The sequence below is a fragment of the Delftia sp. PE138 genome (assembly GCF_018320755.1).
Taxonomy (GTDB): domain Bacteria; phylum Pseudomonadota; class Gammaproteobacteria; order Burkholderiales; family Burkholderiaceae_C; genus Comamonas; species Comamonas tsuruhatensis.
The window spans coordinates 159378-177098 of the sequence record NZ_JABEPN010000004.1 but is presented as its reverse complement, the minus strand read 5'-3'; the positions used below and the strand labels follow the sequence as shown (position 1 = coordinate 177098).

Sequence of the window (17721 nt, the reverse complement as noted above, 5' to 3'; positions counted from 1 at the left end):
TCAGCCCCTCGCAGGCGCCTTCCACCCCTTGAGCGTCAGCTCCAGCGCCTGCAGCGCCTGCGGCAGGCGTTCGGGGGGCGCCCCTTCCTCGGCAATCCAGAATGCCGACTCCACCAGGCAGCCATTGAGCAGGCGCGACATGGCCAGCGGATTGGCCCGCACGATCACGCCGCGCTCCATGAGCTGCTCCAGGTAGCCGGCCACGAAGGCGATGCAGGCACGGTGCTGCTCGCCCTGGTCCGTGCCCGTCAGCACGGCGCGCGCATCCTGCAGCACGATGCGGCGTATCTCGCCCTCCTGCGCCATGGCCAGGTAGGCACGGCAGTAGGCCAGGAACCCCTCCCAGGGATCTGCATGGTCGGCCAGCACCTGCTCAAGGCGTGCGTCCATCTCGGCATCCATCTGCGCCACCACGGCGGCCAGCAGGCCCGGCTTGCCGCCGAAATGGTGGTACAGCGCGCCGCGCGTCAGGCCGGCCTTGGCCGTCAGTTCGTCCATGGAGGCCTGGGCATAGCCCTGGCTGCCAAAGGCCTCGCGCGCAGCCTCGATGAGCTTGGCGCGTGTCTCCTCGATCATGCTGGCCCGGCTTTTGCGCATGGCGCACTCCATTCACATACAAAACGTATGCCAATGATACGGCGCGTCATGGGCAACCCGTAGAATCGCTGACATACGCCGCGTATGTGATTGCAGCGGCCTGTCCGTCTTCCGAGGTTTCCATGTTCCACGCCTACCGCCAGCTGTTCTCCCGGCCCGGCACGGCCGCCTTTGTGCTGGCCGGTCTCCTGGCCCGCCTGCCCCTTTCCATGACGGGTATCGGCCTGATCACCATGCTGTCCCAGCAGCGCGGCGCATACACGCTGGCCGGCGCGGTCGCTGCCTGCTTTGCGCTGTCCATCGCGGTGCTGGCGCCCCGCATCTCGGCCCTGGTGGACCGCCATGGCCAGCGCAAGGTCCTGCCCTGGGCAGCGGCCGTGAGTGCTGCCGCCATGTTTGCGCTGCTGGCGTGCGCGCATTGGCAGGGACCGGAGTGGCTGCTGCTGGTGCTGGCAGCGCTGGTGGGTGCCCTGCCCAGCATGCCGGCCATGGTGCGTGCGCGCTGGACCGTGCTGCTGCGCGGCACGCCACAACTGCAGACGGCCTATGCGCTGGAGGCCGTGCTGGACGATGTCTGCTTCATCGTCGGCCCGCCCCTGTCGGTCGGCCTGAGCATGGTGCTGTTCCCCGAGGCCGGGCCGCTGGCCGCCTCCTTGCTGCTGCTGGTGGGCGTGGCGCTGTTCGTAGCCCAGCGCCGTACAGAGCCACCCGTGGACACATCGCAGCAGCGCACGCGCCAGCAGTCGCTGGCCCGCCATCCCGTGGTGCGCACGCTGGCGCTGTTCATGCTGGCCCAGGGCATCATCGTGGGCACCATCGACGTGGCCAGCGTGGCCTTTGCCACGCAGCAGGGCCAGCCGGCGGCGGCCAGCATCGTGCTCTCGTTCTATGCGTTGGGCTCCTGCGTGATGGGACTGGTGTTCGGCACGCTGCGCCTGAAGGCGCCGCTGCACCGCCAGATCGCCTGGGTGGGCGCCTCGGTCTGCATCACGGCCGTGCCCCTGCTGCTGGCCACCAATGTGTTCACGCTGACCCTGGCCGTGCTGCTGGCCGGCATTACCTTCGGCCCGACCATCACCGTGGCCATGGGCCTGGTGGAGCAGCAGGTGCCGCCCCAGCGCCTGACGGAGGGCATGACCTGGCTGCTGACCGGCATTGCCATGGGCGTGGCCCTGGGCGCGGCCGCCGCCGGCTGGGCCACCGACCTGTGGGGCGCGCGCATCTCCTTCGTGGTGGCGCTGCTGGCCGGTGCTGTCATGTGGGCCCTGGGCGTGCTGGCCGCACGCCAGGCACGAGCGAAAGAGAGCCCTCCTGCCGAAGACGCAGCCGCTGCCTGCACCTGAACACGGCCCCAACGCCCGCGCCAGCCCAGACCGCTCAGGCCGTGGCCATCAAGGCCAGCAGCTCGGCCAGGCGCTGGCGCATCCACAGCGCTTCGACCCCGGGCGCCAGCCCTTCCAGCCAGAGCATGCGCACGGTCAGCGGCGGCAGCGCCAGCCCCTCGCAGGCGCGTTGCCGCAGATGCGGGCGCAGATCGCCGAACTCGGCAATATTGACCGGCAGGATGGCCCAGCCCAGGCCGTCGGCCACCATGTCGGCAATCACATAGAAGCTGTTGGAGCGCCAGACGGCGGGACTGAGCACGGTGTCCTCCACGCCCTCGATGTGCATCAGCAACTGGCGGTGCGCGGCCAGCTGCCTGCGCGTCAAGGGCTCTGCGCCATCGAGCACATGGCCCTTGGCCACGCAAATGGTCTGCGGCACGCTGCCGATATGGCGCTGGGCACAGGTGGCCGGCGCAGGCGCTCGGTCGAACTGGAAGGCGACCTGGGCACGCTGCGCCGCCACATGCTCGGCCACTTCGGAGGCCGTGCCGTTCAGCACGGTCAGCTCCATGGCCGGAAAGCGTGCCGCCAGCTCCTTGAACAGCTGGGCCAGCGGCACATAGGGCAATGCCTCGTCCAGCGCAACGGCCAGGCGCGCCTGGCCGCCTGCGGCCAGGGCGCGTGCGCGGTGGTCCATGGCCTGGGCCTGGTGCAGCAGGGACCGGGCCTCCAGCAGCATGACCTCGCCTGCGGCCGTGAGCCGCACATGGCGTCCCACACGGTCGAACAGCTCCAGCCCCAGATCGGCCTCCAGCAGGCCGATGGCCGTGCTCACGGCCGATTGCGCACGGCCCAGGCGGCGCGCAGCCTCGGTCATGGTGCCGGCCTCGGCCACCGCCACGAAATGCCTCAGTCTGTCCAGTGTCCATTCCATCCATCAATTTTATGGATTGAATCAAACTTTGATAAAGCATTTTATTGATGGAAACTGCGGCTTTCATCCAAAGGAAGCTCCGGCCCACAAGGCCAGGGGCAAACAGGTGCTTTATGGCGTTCACGACGCAAACCCGGGTCCTCGCTGCGGGGCATCCCTCCAAATCTCTGGCGGCCGACCCGCGCCGCTGGCTGGTGCTGGCCATCGTCTCGGTGGCGCTGCTGCTCATCGTCATCGACATGACGGTGCTCTACACGGCACTGCCGCGCCTCACGCATGACCTGGCGGCCACGGCCTCCGCCAAGCTGTGGATCGTCAATATCTATGCCCTGGTGGTTTCCGGCCTGCTGCTGGGCATGGGCACGCTGGGCGACAGGCTCGGCCACAAGCGGCTGTTCATGGCCGGGCTGTGCGTGTTCGGCCTGGCATCGCTGTGCGCGGCCTTTGCGCCCTCGCCCGCCCTGCTGATTGCGGCGCGCGCGCTGCTGGGCGTGGGCGCGGCCATGATGATGCCGGCCACGCTGTCCCTGATCCGCCTGAGCTTTGCCGATGAGCGCGAGCGCGCGCTGGCCATCGGCATCTGGGCCTCGGTGGCATCGGGCGGTGCGGCCTTCGGTCCCGTGGTGGGCGGGCTGCTGCTGGAGTATTTCTGGTGGGGCTCGGTGTTCCTGATCAATGTGCCCATCGTGCTGCTGGCCCTGCCCCTGGCCTGGTGGCTGATTCCCGCAGGCGGCGCCACCTCGCAGCGGCCCTGGGACTTTGTGGGCTCGCTGCAGGTCATGGCAGGCCTGGTGGCAAGCACCTACGCGATCAAGGAGGCTGGCAAGCAATCGCCCGACTGGGCCCTGGCCGCCGTGACCCTGGTGCTGGGCCTGGGCTTTCTTGCCCTGTTCGTGCGGCGCCAGCGGCGCAGCAGCGACCCGCTGCTGGACTTCGCCCTGTTCCGCAACCCGGCCTTTGCCACGGCCGTGGCCTCGGCCCTGGTGGCTGCGGCAGCGCTGATCGGCATGGAACTGGTCTTCAGCCAGCGCCTGCAGTTGGTGCAGGGCCTGTCTCCGCTGCAGGCGGGCCTGGCCGTGCTGCCGCTGCCGCTGGCCGCCTTTGTGGCCGGCCCCGTCGCAGGCCACTGGCTGCCGCGACTGGGTGGGGCCCGCATGCTGCCGGCCTCCCTGTTGCTGTCGGGCCTGGGCATGGGCGGCTACCTGCTGGTCCATGACATGGGCTGGTGGCCGCAGGCGGGGGCGCTGGCCCTGCTGGGCCTGGGCATAGGCGCGGCCATGACCACGGCGTCGAGCACCATCATGCAAAGCGCTCCCGCAGACCGTGCAGGCATGGCGGCTTCGGTCGAGGAGGTGTCATACGAGCTGGGCGGCGCCCTGGGCGTGACGCTGATGGGCAGCCTGCTGTCGGCCGTGTACGCAGGCTCTTTGCGCCTGCCTGAGGGGCTGGGCCTGGCCCTGCCCGATTCCGTGCGCGACAGCCTGGACGAAGCCCTGCTGGCCGCCGAACAGCTGAGGCCTCAGGCCGCGCACCAGTTGACCGAACTGGCACGCACGGCCTTCGGCCAGGGTTTCAGCGCCGTGATCGCCGGCGCCACGCTGCTGCTGGTGTGCACGGCGCTGTGGACGGGGTGGCGGCTGCGCGGTCAGCGCCGCTGAACGGCGGCCCCCCGGCCTCAGCCAGAAAGCCAAAAAGCCCCTTTCGGGGCTTTTTGGGCGCTGCGTGCACGTTGCGCGTGCACATTGCTGGCAGGTGCTTCGATCAGGCGAAGTTCTGCTCGGCAAACTTCCAGTTCACCAGCTTGTCGAGGAAGGTCTCGACGAACTTGGGACGCAGGTTGCGGTAGTCGATGTAGTAGGCGTGTTCCCAGACGTCCACGGTCAGCAGGGCCTTGTCTTGCGTGGTCAGGGGCGTGCCGGCGGCGCCGGTGTTGACGATGTCCACCGAGCCATCGGCCTTCTTCACCAGCCAGGTCCAGCCGGAGCCGAAGTTGCCCACGGCCGACTTCACGAAGGCTTCCTTGAAGGCGGCATAGCTGCCCCACTTCTTGTTGATGGCGTCAGCCAGGGCGCCGGTGGGCTCGCCGCCACCGTTGGGGGCCATGCAGTTCCAGAAGAAGGTGTGGTTCCAGATCTGGGCTGCGTTGTTGTAGATGCCGCCGGAAGACTTCTTGACGATCTCTTCCAGGGTCATGCTTTCGAATTCGGTGCCCTTTTGCAGATTGTTCAGGTTCACCACATAGGCGTTGTGGTGCTTGCCATGGTGGTACTCCAGCGTTTCCTGGCTGTAGTGGGGCGCCAGCGCGTCAATCGCATAGGGCAGAGGGGGCAAGGTATGTTCCATGGTGTTTCCTTCGTGGTTGAAATCTTTTAGGACGGGCCAGCACCTGTTGCGCAGAGCGCCTGCAGCGCCTGCCGTGACCGTCGCGCGGGGCCTGCATTGCGCGCATTGCTGCGAGCCCTGGCCCTCACGCACCCGAACGGGCATTGTAGGAACAAGTTCGTGACCCTGCGGCGAAAGCGCGCTCCAAATCGGCCATCTTGGCCCGCTGCCGCGAGGGTGGATGTGAATTGACCGCAATCCGGCCAATCGGCCTACACGGATACCGCCTGCCGCCCGCCACTCCCTGCACGCCGAACGCTGCACACAACGGGCCGCAGTTCAGAGCAGGCGCGGCTGCGTCACCACCAGGTCCAGGCTGCCGTCCGCCAGTTGCGCCTGCAGCGCCGTGCCCGGTGGCGCACGGCGCGCCTCGGTCACGGGATGGCCCTCGGTATCGGTGAGCAGGGCATAGCCGCGCTGCAGCACCAGGCGCGGGTCCAGCAGTTGCAGGCGAAGCTCCATGCGCGCCAGGTGGTCCGCGCGCCTGTCCAGGCCGCGGCGCATGCCCGCAGGCAGCTGCGCCTGCAGGCCCTGCCCCGCGTGGTCCATGCGCTGCAGCCTCAACTGCATGGCATGGCGCAGGCGCTGCGCCTGCCGGCTGAGCTGCAGCCGGCTGCGCGCCAGCTGTTCGCTGGGCCGGCCCAGGCGCTGCGACGCCAGGTCAAGGCGCTGCTGCTGGCGGTCCAGCAGCCGTTGCACCCCGTCCTCCAGCCGGCCCTGCATGAGCTGCAGCGCACCCAGCCAGACTTCGCGCGGCTGGCTCACCAACTCTGCCGCCGCCGTGGGCGTGGGCGCGCGCAGGTCGGCGCAGAAGTCGGCAATGGTGAAGTCGGTCTCGTGCCCCACGCCGCTGATCAGCGGCACCGGGCTTTGCACGATGGTGCGGGCCAGGCGCTCGTCATTGAAGGCCCAGAGGTCTTCGATGGAGCCGCCGCCGCGCACCAGCAAGATGGTGTCGATGTGCGGCGCGCCGGCCACCGATCCCGCGCCTTCCTGCGCCAGCCCATAAAGCCTTCGCAGCGCGTCGATCAGCGAGGCCGGTGCCTGCGCGCCCTGCACCAGGGCCGGCACCAGCACTACGGGGATGTGGGGCACGCGGCGGCGCAGCGCGGTGATCACGTCGTGCAGCGCGGCAGCCCCCGGCGAAGTCACCACGCCAATGCCGCGCGGCAGCGGCGGCAGGCTGCGCTTGCGCGCCGCATCGAAGAGGCCTTCGGCCTCCAGCTGCGCCTTCAGCCGCAGGAACTGCTCGAACAGTGCGCCCTGGCCTGCACGCTGCATGCTTTCGACGACCAGTTGCAGATCACCGCGCTGCTCGTAGACACCCAGCCGGCCCCGCAACTCGACCAGCTCGCCATCGCGCGGCGAAAAGTCCATGAGCTGGGCCGCGCGCCGGAACATGGCGCAGCGGATCTGCCCGCCGGCGTCCTTGATGCTGAAGTAGCAATGGCCGCTGGCCGCACGCGAGAAGCCGCTGATCTCGCCGCGCACCGCCACCGGATTGAAGCGCGCCTGCAAGGCATCGCTCACGGCGCGGCACAGCGCGCCGACTTCCCAGACCAGCGGCGCCGCTGCTGGATTCATTGCGCCAAATGCACCGCTCATGCGGGCTCCCGGTCAGCATGCAGTGCAACATTCTCCACAGGCCGGCAGATGCAGCCTTGAAGAGGCACTTTGGCGATGATTTGCACAAGCAATCTCAAGAATACCTCGCAAGCATTTGATTAATAAAAGATTTTTTGCTGAAACAAAGAATTCACATTTGTCACAGTGGTCATTCGCCGTCGCCGCCGCATCTGCGCAGGCAGCTTGATAACAAAGTTATCCACAGAAAATTGTGCTATATGAGCAAGCCCGAGGCCGGAAACCGGGACACCGCCCGTTGCCTGGATGCTGCGCCCGGTCACAGTTTTAGGCCGATCGCGCAGCCGGGACGCCTGGACCGGCCACATGGCTGGGCCATAATCGTCGGCTGCAGTTAAACGCGGGGGGAAAACAACTTGCTGTCGATCATACAAGCCGCAGGCTGGCCGATCTGGCCACTGATTGCCTGCTCCATCCTGGCTCTGGCCCTGGTCTTTGAACGCTTCGTGGCGCTGAAAACAGCCCGTGTTGCGCCGCCTGCCCTGTTGGGCGAGGCGATTTCCGTGTCCTCGCGCGGCCTGCCCAGTCAGGAAGTCGTGCAGCAACTGGCACAGAACTCCACGCTGGGCGAGGTCCTGGCCAGCGGGCTGCGCGCACTGCAGGCCCATCCGGACAGCAGCGAGGAAGAGCTGCGCGCGTCCATGGAAGGCGCCGGCCGCGCCGCCGCCCACACGCTGGAAAAGCACCTGAGCGCGCTGGCCACCATCGCCTCTGCCGCCCCTTTGCTGGGCCTGCTGGGCACGGTGATCGGCATGATCGAGATCTTCGGCTCGCAAGGCGGCGCATCGGCCACCGGCGGCAGCAACCCCGCCCAGCTGGCGGCCGGCATCTCCATCGCCCTGTACAACACGGCCTTCGGCCTGATCGTCGCCATTCCGGCCCTGATCTTCTGGCGCTACTTCCGCGCCCGCGTCGACGGCTACCTGCTGGGCATGGAGCTGGCTTCCGAACAGTTCGTGCGCCACCTCACCCGCGTCGGCGGCAAGTGAACCAGCACGCGAGAGACCTGACATGAACTTCCGTCCCCGCCGCCGTGACGAGCCCGAGATCAACCTGATCCCGTTCATCGACGTGCTGCTGGTGGTGCTGATCTTTCTGATGCTGTCCACCACCTACAGCAAGTTCACCGAGCTGCAGCTGACCCTTCCGGTGGCCGACGTCGAGCAGCAGCGCGACCGGCCCCGCGAAATCATCGTCGCCATCGCAGCCGATGGCCGCTATGCCATCAACAAGACCGCCGTGGAAGACCGCAGCGTCACCGGCCTGACCCAGGCGCTGGCCGCAGCGGCCGTCGCCGGCAAGGACAGCGTGGTCATCATCAGCGCCGATGCCACTGCGCCGCACCAGTCCGTGGTATCGGTGATGGAAGCCTCGCGCCGCGCCGGACTGTCCCAGATCACCTTCGCCACGCAGACCTCGGCCAGCGCCGGGCGCTGAAGGCAAGGCCGCCATGCCCCGGACTGGTCCTGCCCCCGCAGCCCGGGGGCTTCGCGCGGCCTGGCGCCGCCGCGGTCCGCTGGCCTGCGCGCTCCTTCCCCTGTCCCTGCTGTACCGTGCCCTGCTGGCCCTGCATCGGCTGCCATATGCACTGGGCTTCAGGCGTGGGGGCCAGGCCGGCATTCCGGTCATCGTCGTCGGCAACGTGATTGCGGGCGGCGCCGGAAAGACCCCTGTCACGCTCGCCCTGGCCCGCCATCTGCGCGATGGCGGATGGAGTCCCGGCATCGTCTCGCGCGGCTATGGCCGCAGCACGGACGACTGCCGCGAAGCCCGTCCTGACAGCGCCCCCGCCGACGTGGGCGATGAACCCGCGCTGCTGGCGCGTGCCAGCGGCGTGCCGGTCTTCGTGGCCCGCAAGCGCATCGAGGCCGTCCAGGCCCTGCGCGCCCGCCACCCGCAGGTGGATGTGGTCATCAGCGACGACGGCCTGCAGCACCTGGCCCTGGCCCGCGACATCGAGCTGTGCGTCTTCAATGACGACGGCATCGGCAACGGCTGGCTGCTGCCGGCCGGCCCGCTGCGCGAGCCCTGGCCGCGCCCCGTCACCGCCGTGCTGCATGCAGGCGCAGCCCCCGACACCGACGCCCCCGCGTTTGCCATACAGCGCCAGCTGTCCAGCGAAGCCGTCAATGCCCAAGGCGAGCGCATCGCACTGTCCTCCCTGCGTGCGCAGCCCGTGGAGGCCGTGGCGGCAGTGGCCCGGCCCGAAGGCTTTTTCTCCATGCTGACCCGCGAGCAAGGCCTGACGCTGGAGCATGTCCAGGCGCTGCCGGATCACTATAATTTTGAGAGCTTCCAGCGCCTGGGGCGCAACGAAGACCCGCTGGTCTGCACCGAAAAAGATGCCGTCAAGCTGTGGCGCACCCATCCCCAGGCCTGGGCGGTTGCGCTGCAATTGCAGCTGCCGGCGGATTTCTGGGCTCTGCTGGATGAGCGGCTGCAGGCACTGCGCCCCTGCCCCGCCTGACTATCATCTCCGTCTCGGCTGGCTGCCACGGCCCGCCCTTTCCCTTCAAAACACAGGATCCGCCATGGACGCCAAACTTCTCGAACTGCTGGTCTGCCCCGTCACCAAAGGCCCGCTGCGCTTTGACCGCGAGCACCAGGAACTGGTCTCGCGCAGCGCGCGCCTGGCCTACCCGGTGCGCGACGGCATTCCCGTGCTGCTGGAAACCGAGGCCCGCACGCTGGACGACGACGAGATCGAGGACTGATTTTTCCCATCACCTGCGCCGCCCCACGCCTTCGCCTCACTCCTGCACGCACCATGTCCTCCGCGCCCTTCACGGTTCTGATTCCCGCCCGCCTGTCTTCCAGCCGCCTGCCGGGCAAGCCCCTGGCCGACATTGCAGGGCTTCCCATGGTCGTGCGCGTGGCACAGCGCGCCAGCCGCAGCGGCGCCGCACGGTGCGTGGTCGCAGCCGATGACGAAAGCATCTTCGCCGCCTGTGCCGCGCATGGCGTGGCGGCCGTGCTCACGCGCAACGACCATGCCAGCGGCAGCGACCGACTGGCCGAGGCCTGCGCGCTGCTGGGTCTCGATGGCGATGACATCGTGGTCAATGTCCAGGGCGACGAGCCGCTGATCGCCCCCGAACTCATCGACGCCGTGGCCGCCCTGCTGCCCCGGCAACCTTCGGCCAGCATGGGAACGGCGGCGCATGCCATTGACAGCCTTGCCGACTTCGTCAACCCGAACGTGGTCAAGGTCGTCTGCGATGCCCAGGGCATGGCCCACTATTTCAGCCGTGCGCCCATTCCCTTCGCGCGCGAGCATGCGGACCAGGCATGGTGGGAGACGGCATCGGCAGCGTTGGGCCACCCCGGCTTCGCACCGCTGCGCCACATCGGCATCTACAGCTATCGCGCCGGCTTCCTGCGCAGCTTCCCCCAGCTTTCCCAGGCACCCACCGAGGCACTGGAGGCCCTGGAGCAGTTGCGTGCGCTGTGGCACGGCCACCGCATCGCCGTCCATGTCACACCCCATGCACCCGGCCCTGGCGTGGACACGCGCGAGGATCTGGAGCGGGTGCGCGCCCAGCTGTCCAACCCGCCGGCCTGAATCGGCCGGCCGCTGAAAACGCACAAATGGCGATGCCGGGCATCGCCATTTGCAGCAACGCCGCCCATGCGGTTTTGTCGGACAGCAAAACGCAGGTTTTGGCGATTGCACAGGCGACAGTTTTGCCCCGTGCGTGTAAGCCAGTGTTGGCCCTGTGCGTGCTATCCTTGCCCGCGACAAAAATATGACGCATGGACTGTCCGCCCCGGTGGGCCGATCCGGCAGACAAGAATTTCTACTCTCCTCAAGGACTTCCATGAAACTGATTTTGTTGGGCGCACCCGGCGCCGGCAAAGGCACGCAAGCCGCTTTCATCTGCCAGAAGTACGGCATTCCCCAGATCTCCACCGGTGACATGCTGCGTGCCGCCGTCAAGGCCGGCACGCCCCTGGGCCAGCAGGCCAAGGCCGTGATGGACGCCGGCCAACTGGTCAGCGACGACCTGATCATCAATCTGGTCAAGGAGCGCATTGCCCAGCCCGATTGCGCCAACGGCTTCCTGTTCGACGGATTTCCCCGCACCATTCCCCAGGCCGACGCCATGAAGGCCGCCGGCGTGAAGCTGGACTACGTGCTCGAGATCGATGTGCCCTTCGATGCCATCATCGAGCGCATGAGCGGCCGCCGCTCCCACCCCGCTTCGGGCCGCACCTACCACGTCACGTTCAACCCGCCCAAGGTAGAAGGCCTGGACGACGTGACCGGCGAGCCGCTGGTGCAGCGCGAGGACGACAAGGAAGAAACGGTCAAGAAGCGCCTGGACGTCTACAGCAGCCAGACCCGCCCGCTGGTGGACTACTACCGCGCCTGGGCCGAGAAGGAAGCCGCAGCAGCCCCCAAGTACCGCGCCATCAGCGGCCTGGGCTCGGTGGAAGACATCACCCAGCGCGCCCTGGCAGCACTGGCTGAATGACGCAGGCCATGCGCCAGACCCCAGAAAAGCACCCGCCGGGTGCTTTTTTGTTGCCCGCCTGCATCTGAAGCGCCGGCGACGCCCGGAGGATCAGTCGCGCGGCTGCGCGGCCAGCGCCAGCATCATGGCAATCCGCGCCTTGGCCACGGGCAGTTGGACCAGATCGGCCTCTGCGGGGTCCGTGCCAAGCCCCGAGGCAACGGGCAGGCCTTCGGCGCAGCGCGTGCCCCGCCAGATCCAGACGCCTTTGTCGCGCGCACGCAGCAAGGCCGCTTCCATGCTTTCGTGAACGGTCGCATTGCCCGTGCCGGCCACCACGATGCCGCGCACGCCTGCGGCCACCAGCGCATCCACGCCGCAGGCACGCGCCAGGGCACCGCTGAACACCACCTCGACCCAGGGCAGCTCATCCAGCGCCAGCAGGTCAGACAGAGCGGGAGCGGAAATCACCATCCGCGCAACGGGGGCGACCGGCGTGACCGGCGCATCAGGCACCAGCCAGCGCACGCGTCCTTCCTCCACCACGGCCTGCGGGCCACCTTCCATGGAGCGCATGGCCTGCAGTCGGTAAGGGTGGACCTTTTGCACCTGGGCCGCCGCATGCACCTCGCCGCCGGCCACCACCCACACACCGCTGCGCCCGCCGCTGGCGGCCACGGTCACGGCATCGCGCAGATTCTGCGGTCCGTCGGCCAGCAGGGCCGTGGCCGGGCGCATGGCGCAAGTGAGCACTATGGGCTTGGCGGCAGGCAGCAGGCTGTGCAGCAGCCAGGCCGTCTCTTCCAGCGTGTCCGTTCCATGCGTGATCACCACGGCGCGTGTGTCCGCATCCTCCAGCGCCTGCGTGCAGGCACGCAGCAACGCGCGCCACACGGGCCAGTCCATATCCTTGCTGTCCACCTGCGCGATCTGCTGCGTCTGCACAGGCCCCAGCGCCTGCTGCTCCAGATCCGGCACGGCATCGAGCAGCGACTGCACCGTGATCTGTCCGGCCTTGTATCCCACTGCCTGCGACTGCGAATCCGCCCGGCCGGCGATGGTGCCGCCCGTGCCAAGAATCACCAACTTTGACTGCCCCACTTGCACCTCTTGGAAAACTGGTTAAAAATACAGATACTGTATAAATCATCAGATGACTTCTCTGCCTGCCATCTGAATTCAAGGACCGGACGCACGCCATGCTCGACCATCCCAAGCTCACCGCCCGCCAGCAACAGATCCTGGACCTGATCCAGGCCGCCATCTCCCGCACGGGCGCTCCCCCCACCCGCGCGGAAATCGCCAACACGCTGGGCTTCAAGTCCGCCAACGCAGCAGAGGAACACCTGCAGGCCCTGGCCCGCAAAGGCGTGATCGAACTGGTCAGCGGCACCTCCCGCGGCATTCGCCTGCGTACCGACACCGTGCGCAACATCAATGCCGCACGCGGCACCAGCTTCGGGCTGCCGCTGTCGGCCCTGGCGCCGCTGATGCTGCCGCTGGTGGGCCGCGTCGCGGCGGGCTCGCCCATTCTCGCCCAGGAACATATCGACCAGACCTATTCCGTCGAACCCAGCCTGTTCCAGGTCCGCCCGGACTATCTGCTGCGCGTGCGCGGCATGTCCATGCGCGACGCGGGCATCATGGACGGCGATCTGCTGGCCGTGCAGTCCGCGCATGAAGCCCGCAACGGGCAGATCGTCGTGGCACGCCTGGGAGATGAAGTCACCGTCAAGCGCCTGCGCCGCACCACGCAGGGCGTGGAGCTCCTGCCGGAAAACCCCGATTACCCGGTGATCCGCGTCGCTCCCGAAGAGGCCTTTGCCATTGAAGGCCTGGCCGTGGGGCTGATCCGCAACAGCATGTCCATGTAAACCGGACAGGCAGCCCTGCACGGGTTGCCACCCCCTACTTCATGCACCGCCCAGGTGGTAGGCGCGAAGCCTTGCAGCTTCGCCCTGGGCGGAGCTTTGCCCGCAAACCGCAATCCTGCCTGTGTCCATGCCTCTTTGAAATACGCCAACAGGAGTCGTCACATGGGATTCGCTCTGCCAACACTGTCTTCTCTGTCCTTCCTGCGCCTGGCACAGGGCATTCGCCTGCCCGCCGCCGCCATGGAGCCCGCCATGCGCACCATCCAGCCCGAATCGCCTGTGCAATCCGAGCAGGCGACCATCCTGTCCTTCAGCAAGGCACGCCGCCGCAGCCAGCAGCGGCGCAGCAAGTCAGCACGGCTGCCAGAACACAGGGATGCGCAGCTGCTGCTGCCCCTGCAACCCGAACTGCCCTCACTTCCGGCAGATCAGGCCCTGCCTTCGGGTCTGCGCATCATCCAGCGCTCGCCGCAGGAGCAGCCCGAATGCCTGTTCATCTCGGGCCGCATGGCCGATGTCTGTGCCGCCCTGGAACGCATGGAAGCGCACGGCGCGCAGACACCGGCCTGAGGTCGCCCTGAGACCAACCCGTCCACCCGGTCTGCGAGAGCCCGGGCCTGTCTCTTGCTTTGCCCAGCGGCAGGGGCTGCGCATCAGGCCCTGACAGCCGCCGGTGCAGCACTCCCCTCGCTGCGCCGATTGCGCATGCACCACGCCTGCGCCGCGGCAACGCACAGAATGCACAGCACGACGCTCAACGAAAAACGCAGTCCGCGCGCATCGGACAGCATGCCGAACAACGGCGCCACCATGCCGCCTATCGACATGGCCAGCCCCAGGGTCAGCCCGCTGGCCGTGGCCTGGTTGCGCGGCAGATAGTCCTGGGCCAGCGTGACCTGGGCGGCAAACGGAAGAAACATGCACACGCCCAGGGCCATGGTGCAGGCCAGCGCCATCCATGGCGTGGAGGCCAGGGCCAGGGCCGCCAGAGCAGGCAATGCCAACAGGTAGCCGGCGCGGATGGCCTGCATGCGCCCCCGGCGATCTGCAAGCGTGCCCCCCAGCAAAGTGCCCACCGCCGCAGCGGCTGTGAATGAGGTCAGCGTGGCCGCTCCCATGAAGTCCGAGCCGCCCAGCTCGCGCGTCACGAACATGGGCAGGGTGGACAGCACCGTCACATAGGGAATCGACCAGCAGACGATGACCCCGCACAGCAGGAAGAAGGCGCGCCAGTGGTTGGCGGGCAATTCGCCCTGAGCCACGGCCAGGCGCCGGGTGGCGCAATGGTCCTTGGCTCCATCCCGCCAAGTACAGGCATACCAGAGCACCAGCATGGCCGCTGCAGGCAGGGCCAGCATCCAGCTGCGGTGCAAGGCGCCTGCGCCCACCACGGCCGCAGCCAGCATGGGAGCGAACGATGCCCCCGCCGTTCCGCCAACCGAAAACACGCTCATCGCCTTCTGCGAGCCGCCGCCCGCCATGCGGGCCGCCACCGTTGCGGACGGATGGTAGGCCGCGATCCCCAGGCCGCACAGCACGGCAGCCAACCAGCTGACCCAGTAGTCCGGGCTCATGCCCACCAGGGCCAGGCCCAGGGCGGCCACCACAAAGCCGGCCGGCACCATCCAGGGCCGTGGCGACCGGTCGGCATACAGGCCGAACAGCGGCTGGACCATGCTCGACAGGCCCGTGGCCGCCAGCATCAGGCCGCTGGCTTCCGTATAGCTGTAGCCGCGCTCCAGCACCATGAAGGGCAACAGCGCAGGAACCAGTCCCTGGTAGAGGTCGTTGATGGCATGCGTGCCCGTAAGCAGCCCCAGACGTGCGCGGTTCATGCCCTGCCTCCTGTCACGTCCGTCATTCTCGAAAGGGAAATCATCTCCATACCTGCCACTTTCCTGCGGATTGAAAGTGGGTCATCGTAGAAAGTGCATGATCTGCATTCCTGCTACGAAGCAACAACAATCGTCGAGAAAATGACAACCCGGCAAAGTGGCCCACTTTCCCATGCCCGCACACGCGCTTGCCTGGATGACGTGCCTGCGGCCGCTCCATTGCCCCCGCACGGCGAGCACACGGCCCGCCCGGTCGTGGCCTTTGCCACAGACATGGCGGCCGGCGCTGCCATCGCACCGCATGCCCACCGCCGCGGCCAGCTGCTGCATGCCACCGAGGGAGTGATGCTGATCCGCGCGGATTCGGGCAGTTGGGTCGTCCCCCCGGGATGCGCCGTCTGGGTTCCACCACAGTCCCTGCACGCCATCCACATGGCCGCCGGCCCCGTGGCCATGCGCACCGTGTTCGTGGAGCCGGGGCTGCGGCCCGGCCTGTGGCATGACTGCCGAGTGATGCAGGTCACGCCCCTGCTGCGCGAACTCGTGCTGGAGGCCATCGAGCTGCCCATGGACTACCCGCTGGGCGGCAGGGAGGAGCGTGTCATGCAGTTGATCCTCGACGAAATGGAGCGCGCCCGCGCCCTGTCCTTGCACGTGCCCATGCCCCGGCATGGCGCCCTGGCCGCCTGCTGCCGCAGCTTTGTGGACGACCCATCGCAGGACGCCGGCCTGGCCAGTTGGGCACAGCGGCTGCACATGCATCCCCGCACGCTGGCACGCCTGTTCCTGCGCGAGACCGGCATGAACTTCGGCGCATGGTGCCGCCAGGCCCGTCTTCTGCTCAGCCTGCCCCGGCTGGCCGCTGGCGCCTCGGTCCTGGAAGTGGCGCTCTCCCATGGATACGACAGTCCCAGCGCCTTCACCGCCGTCTTCCGGCGCAGCTTTGGCGCTCCGCCCAGCGCCTACCAGCGCAATCGCCCGGCGCAGGGCCGGCGTGGAAGTTCCGCCAGCATCTCCCTGTAGCGCACATGCAACAGAAAGATACCCAGTCCTCAGGAGTAAAGCCCGCGTGAAAGATAATTGATAAGCATTCTTATTATCTTTTGCAACCGAAACCGACACGTTGCCCATCTCGGCTTCTACGCCCGGCCTCCCCGCTTCTTTCGCACAAGCCCTCTCCGTGCACAGCCTCTACCAGAATCACCATCCCTGGCTGGAAAGCCTGCTGCGCAAGCGCCTGGGCAACCGTGACGATGCGGCCGACCTGGCCCAGGACACCTTCGTGCGCCTGCTGCGCTCGCCAGTGCCGCAGCAGGACATCCGCGAGCCCAGGCGCTACCTGGCCACCATCGCCCGCGGCCTGGTCACCGACCTGTTTCGCCGCCGCACGCTGGAGCAGTCCTATCTGGACTATCTTGCCCAGCTGCCGCAGTCGCTGGCGCCTTCGCCCGAGGAGCAGGCCATCGTCCAGCAGACCCTGCTCGACGTGGACCGCATGCTCCAGGGCCTTGCACCCAAGGTGCGCGAAGCCTTCGTCCTGTCCCATTTCGAGGAACTGAGCTACCCCGAGATCGCCGAGCGCCTGGGCGTGTCGCGGCGCACCGTCAGCAACTACCTGACCCGGGCGATGGAGCATTGCTGCCTGGTCCTGGCATAGCCACATGGGCGAGGGATCTTTGGAAAGCAACGACCGACGGGCCTTGCATGAGGCCGCTGCCTGGCATGTGAAACTGCGCGGCACCGCGGTGACGCCAAGCCTGCAGCAGGCATGGACGGACTGGCACGAGGCCGACCCCGCCCACCAGCGCGCCTGGCTGCGCGTGCAATCCGTCACCGCACAGCTGTCGCATCTGCCCGCACCCTTGGCGCGCCAGGCGCTGGGCCGCCGCTCCGACCCCAATCGCCGTTCTGCGGTGCGTGCTGTGGCCCTTGGCCTGGGCAGCGGTGCCACGGCCTGGCTCGCCTGGAAAGGCGCGCCGCTCGAGCACTGGCAGGCAGCTCATCGCACCGCCACTGGCGAGCGCCGCGACCTGACGCTGCCCGACGGCTCCCTGGTGGCCCTGGATACAGCCACCTCCGTGGACGTGGCTTTCGACGACCGCCAGCGCCTGCTGCGCCTTTACCGCGGCCGCATCCTCGTCGCCACCGGGCCAGACGCACTGGGCCGCCCCTTCAGTGTGCAAACCCCGCAAGGCCATGTACTGGCCCTGGGAACGCGCTTCACGGTCCATGTCGCGGACGACGGCCTGTGCCATGTCAACGTGCAGGAAAAGACCGTGCGCCTGCAGCCCCTGGACAGCGAAGCCACCCCCACCGAGCTGCAGGCCGGGCAACACGCCGCCTTCTCGGCCAGCGCCGCCCAGCCACCCGCGTCTGCCGATCCCTTTGCCGCCAGCTGGCACGAAGGCGGACTGATCGCGCTGGACATGCCGCTGGGCCAGCTGATCGACGCCCTCGCCCGCTACCGGCCCGGCTACCTGGGCTGCACGCCCGAGGTGGCAGGCCTGCGTGTCTCGGGCGCCTTTCCCGTGGACGACACCGATCGCGCCCTGGCCGCGCTCGTCAGCCGCTTCCCCTTGCAGTTGAGCACCCGTACACGCTATTGGGTGCAAGTGCAGGCACGGTCTGGCGGGGATTGAGTAGGCGATCGAGAAGGCGTTCCAGTGGGCGAGCCGG

Annotated in this window: 19 protein-coding genes; 13 read left to right on the top strand and 6 right to left on the bottom strand. The window is 67.9% G+C overall.

The genetic code is table 11. The features are described from left to right. On the bottom strand, window positions 1-597 hold the full coding sequence (locus tag HFGMBDPB_RS15835) for a TetR/AcrR family transcriptional regulator (protein WP_016445908.1): 597 nt from the start codon (window positions 595-597) through the stop codon (window positions 1-3). A 122-nt stretch (window positions 598-719) separates the two neighbouring features. Here HFGMBDPB_RS15835 and HFGMBDPB_RS15830 point away from each other — a divergent pair, with 122 nt between their 5' ends. Beyond that, the gene (locus HFGMBDPB_RS15830) at window positions 720-1940 is read left to right on the top strand and encodes an MFS transporter (RefSeq protein WP_212645757.1); all 1221 of its coding nucleotides are present in this window, start codon (window positions 720-722) and stop codon (window positions 1938-1940) included. A 34-nt stretch (window positions 1941-1974) separates the two neighbouring features. Here HFGMBDPB_RS15830 and HFGMBDPB_RS15825 read toward each other — a convergent pair whose 3' ends face one another. After that, the gene (locus HFGMBDPB_RS15825; protein ID WP_016445906.1) at window positions 1975-2856 is read right to left on the bottom strand and encodes a LysR family transcriptional regulator; all 882 of its coding nucleotides are present in this window, start codon (window positions 2854-2856) and stop codon (window positions 1975-1977) included. Window positions 2857-2969: 113 nt separating this feature from the next. Here HFGMBDPB_RS15825 and HFGMBDPB_RS15820 point away from each other — a divergent pair, with 113 nt between their 5' ends. Further along, complete coding sequence (locus HFGMBDPB_RS15820; protein WP_249343459.1) at window positions 2970-4514, top strand: MFS transporter; 1545 nt, start codon at window positions 2970-2972, stop codon at window positions 4512-4514. Between the two features lie 103 nt (window positions 4515-4617). Here the strand turns inward: HFGMBDPB_RS15820 and HFGMBDPB_RS15815 are convergent, their stop codons facing one another. Then, the gene (locus tag HFGMBDPB_RS15815) at window positions 4618-5199 is read right to left on the bottom strand and encodes a superoxide dismutase (RefSeq protein ID WP_016445904.1); all 582 of its coding nucleotides are present in this window, start codon (window positions 5197-5199) and stop codon (window positions 4618-4620) included. 318 nt (window positions 5200-5517) lie between these two features. After that, window positions 5518-6843 (bottom strand): exodeoxyribonuclease VII large subunit, encoded by a 1326-nt coding sequence (gene xseA, locus HFGMBDPB_RS15810; RefSeq protein WP_212645756.1) that lies wholly within the window; start codon window positions 6841-6843, stop codon window positions 5518-5520. A gap of 395 nt (window positions 6844-7238) precedes the next feature. On the opposite strand from xseA, the gene HFGMBDPB_RS15805 reads away from it, so the two are divergent. The 6 genes from HFGMBDPB_RS15805 to adk all read left to right on the top strand — a co-directional run bounded on the left by HFGMBDPB_RS15805 (window position 7239) and on the right by adk (window position 11357). Further along, entirely contained in the window at window positions 7239-7871 is a 633-nt protein-coding gene (locus HFGMBDPB_RS15805) for a MotA/TolQ/ExbB proton channel family protein (protein WP_016445902.1), read from the top strand. Between the two features lie 22 nt (window positions 7872-7893). Then, window positions 7894-8319: an ExbD/TolR family protein gene (locus HFGMBDPB_RS15800; RefSeq protein WP_012205405.1), complete on the top strand. Its 426-nt coding sequence runs from the start codon at window positions 7894-7896 to the stop codon at window positions 8317-8319. Between the two features lie 13 nt (window positions 8320-8332). Continuing rightward, window positions 8333-9349 carry a tetraacyldisaccharide 4'-kinase gene (lpxK, locus tag HFGMBDPB_RS15795; RefSeq protein ID WP_212645755.1) on the top strand — a complete coding sequence of 339 codons (1017 nt, stop codon included), beginning with the start codon at window positions 8333-8335 and terminating at the stop codon, window positions 9347-9349. Between the two features lie 64 nt (window positions 9350-9413). Beyond that, window positions 9414-9596, top strand: coding sequence for a Trm112 family protein (locus HFGMBDPB_RS15790; protein WP_016445900.1), 183 nt, complete (start codon window positions 9414-9416; stop codon window positions 9594-9596). 53 nt (window positions 9597-9649) lie between these two features. Further along, complete coding sequence (gene kdsB / locus HFGMBDPB_RS15785; protein ID WP_212645754.1) at window positions 9650-10444, top strand: 3-deoxy-manno-octulosonate cytidylyltransferase; 795 nt, start codon at window positions 9650-9652, stop codon at window positions 10442-10444. Window positions 10445-10700: 256 nt separating this feature from the next. Beyond that, the gene (gene adk, locus HFGMBDPB_RS15780; RefSeq protein ID WP_016445898.1) at window positions 10701-11357 is read left to right on the top strand and encodes an adenylate kinase; all 657 of its coding nucleotides are present in this window, start codon (window positions 10701-10703) and stop codon (window positions 11355-11357) included. Window positions 11358-11447: 90 nt separating this feature from the next. Here the strand turns inward: adk and HFGMBDPB_RS15775 are convergent, their stop codons facing one another. Next, window positions 11448-12437 (bottom strand): asparaginase, encoded by a 990-nt coding sequence (locus tag HFGMBDPB_RS15775; protein WP_212645753.1) that lies wholly within the window; start codon window positions 12435-12437, stop codon window positions 11448-11450. Between the two features lie 98 nt (window positions 12438-12535). Here HFGMBDPB_RS15775 and lexA point away from each other — a divergent pair, with 98 nt between their 5' ends. Beyond that, on the top strand, window positions 12536-13210 hold the full coding sequence (lexA, locus tag HFGMBDPB_RS15770; protein WP_016445896.1) for a transcriptional repressor LexA: 675 nt from the start codon (window positions 12536-12538) through the stop codon (window positions 13208-13210). A 162-nt stretch (window positions 13211-13372) separates the two neighbouring features. Continuing rightward, window positions 13373-13780, top strand: coding sequence for a hypothetical protein (locus HFGMBDPB_RS15765; protein WP_016445895.1), 408 nt, complete (start codon window positions 13373-13375; stop codon window positions 13778-13780). An 83-nt stretch (window positions 13781-13863) separates the two neighbouring features. Here the strand turns inward: HFGMBDPB_RS15765 and HFGMBDPB_RS15760 are convergent, their stop codons facing one another. Further along, window positions 13864-15045: an MFS transporter gene (locus HFGMBDPB_RS15760; RefSeq protein ID WP_016453522.1), complete on the bottom strand. Its 1182-nt coding sequence runs from the start codon at window positions 15043-15045 to the stop codon at window positions 13864-13866. Window positions 15046-15186: 141 nt separating this feature from the next. On the opposite strand from HFGMBDPB_RS15760, the gene HFGMBDPB_RS15755 reads away from it, so the two are divergent. The 3 genes from HFGMBDPB_RS15755 to HFGMBDPB_RS15745 all read left to right on the top strand — a co-directional run bounded on the left by HFGMBDPB_RS15755 (window position 15187) and on the right by HFGMBDPB_RS15745 (window position 17684). Continuing rightward, window positions 15187-16068, top strand: a complete 882-nt coding sequence (locus HFGMBDPB_RS15755) for an AraC family transcriptional regulator (protein ID WP_203399448.1) — start codon at window positions 15187-15189, stop codon at window positions 16066-16068. Window positions 16069-16225: 157 nt separating this feature from the next. Further along, window positions 16226-16702 (top strand): sigma-70 family RNA polymerase sigma factor, encoded by a 477-nt coding sequence (locus tag HFGMBDPB_RS15750; protein ID WP_203399449.1) that lies wholly within the window; start codon window positions 16226-16228, stop codon window positions 16700-16702. A gap of 4 nt (window positions 16703-16706) precedes the next feature. Then, complete coding sequence (locus HFGMBDPB_RS15745; RefSeq protein WP_034363887.1) at window positions 16707-17684, top strand: FecR domain-containing protein; 978 nt, start codon at window positions 16707-16709, stop codon at window positions 17682-17684. Window positions 17685-17721: the final 37 nt, after the last annotated feature.

Excerpts from the sequence above, each read along its gene's own strand:
- HFGMBDPB_RS15835 (WP_016445908.1), bottom strand. The coding sequence starts at position 597 with ATGCGCAAAAGCCGGGCCAGCATGATCGAGGAGACACGCGCCAAGCTC.
- lexA (WP_016445896.1), top strand. The coding sequence starts at position 12,536 with ATGCTCGACCATCCCAAGCTCACCGCCCGCCAGCAACAGATCCTGGAC.
- adk (WP_016445898.1), top strand. The coding sequence starts at position 10,701 with ATGAAACTGATTTTGTTGGGCGCACCCGGCGCCGGCAAAGGCACGCAA.
- kdsB (WP_212645754.1), top strand. The coding sequence starts at position 9,650 with ATGTCCTCCGCGCCCTTCACGGTTCTGATTCCCGCCCGCCTGTCTTCC.
- HFGMBDPB_RS15815 (WP_016445904.1), bottom strand. The coding sequence starts at position 5,199 with ATGGAACATACCTTGCCCCCTCTGCCCTATGCGATTGACGCGCTGGCG.
- lpxK (WP_212645755.1), top strand. The coding sequence starts at position 8,333 with ATGCCCCGGACTGGTCCTGCCCCCGCAGCCCGGGGGCTTCGCGCGGCC.
- HFGMBDPB_RS15760 (WP_016453522.1), bottom strand. The coding sequence starts at position 15,045 with ATGAACCGCGCACGTCTGGGGCTGCTTACGGGCACGCATGCCATCAAC.
- HFGMBDPB_RS15765 (WP_016445895.1), top strand. The coding sequence starts at position 13,373 with ATGGGATTCGCTCTGCCAACACTGTCTTCTCTGTCCTTCCTGCGCCTG.
- HFGMBDPB_RS15790 (WP_016445900.1), top strand. The coding sequence starts at position 9,414 with ATGGACGCCAAACTTCTCGAACTGCTGGTCTGCCCCGTCACCAAAGGC.
- HFGMBDPB_RS15825 (WP_016445906.1), bottom strand. The coding sequence starts at position 2,856 with ATGGAATGGACACTGGACAGACTGAGGCATTTCGTGGCGGTGGCCGAG.
- HFGMBDPB_RS15755 (WP_203399448.1), top strand. The coding sequence starts at position 15,187 with ATGACAACCCGGCAAAGTGGCCCACTTTCCCATGCCCGCACACGCGCT.
- HFGMBDPB_RS15830 (WP_212645757.1), top strand. The coding sequence starts at position 720 with ATGTTCCACGCCTACCGCCAGCTGTTCTCCCGGCCCGGCACGGCCGCC.
- HFGMBDPB_RS15800 (WP_012205405.1), top strand. The coding sequence starts at position 7,894 with ATGAACTTCCGTCCCCGCCGCCGTGACGAGCCCGAGATCAACCTGATC.
- xseA (WP_212645756.1), bottom strand. The coding sequence starts at position 6,843 with ATGAGCGGTGCATTTGGCGCAATGAATCCAGCAGCGGCGCCGCTGGTC.
- HFGMBDPB_RS15745 (WP_034363887.1), top strand. The coding sequence starts at position 16,707 with ATGGGCGAGGGATCTTTGGAAAGCAACGACCGACGGGCCTTGCATGAG.
- HFGMBDPB_RS15820 (WP_249343459.1), top strand. The coding sequence starts at position 2,970 with ATGGCGTTCACGACGCAAACCCGGGTCCTCGCTGCGGGGCATCCCTCC.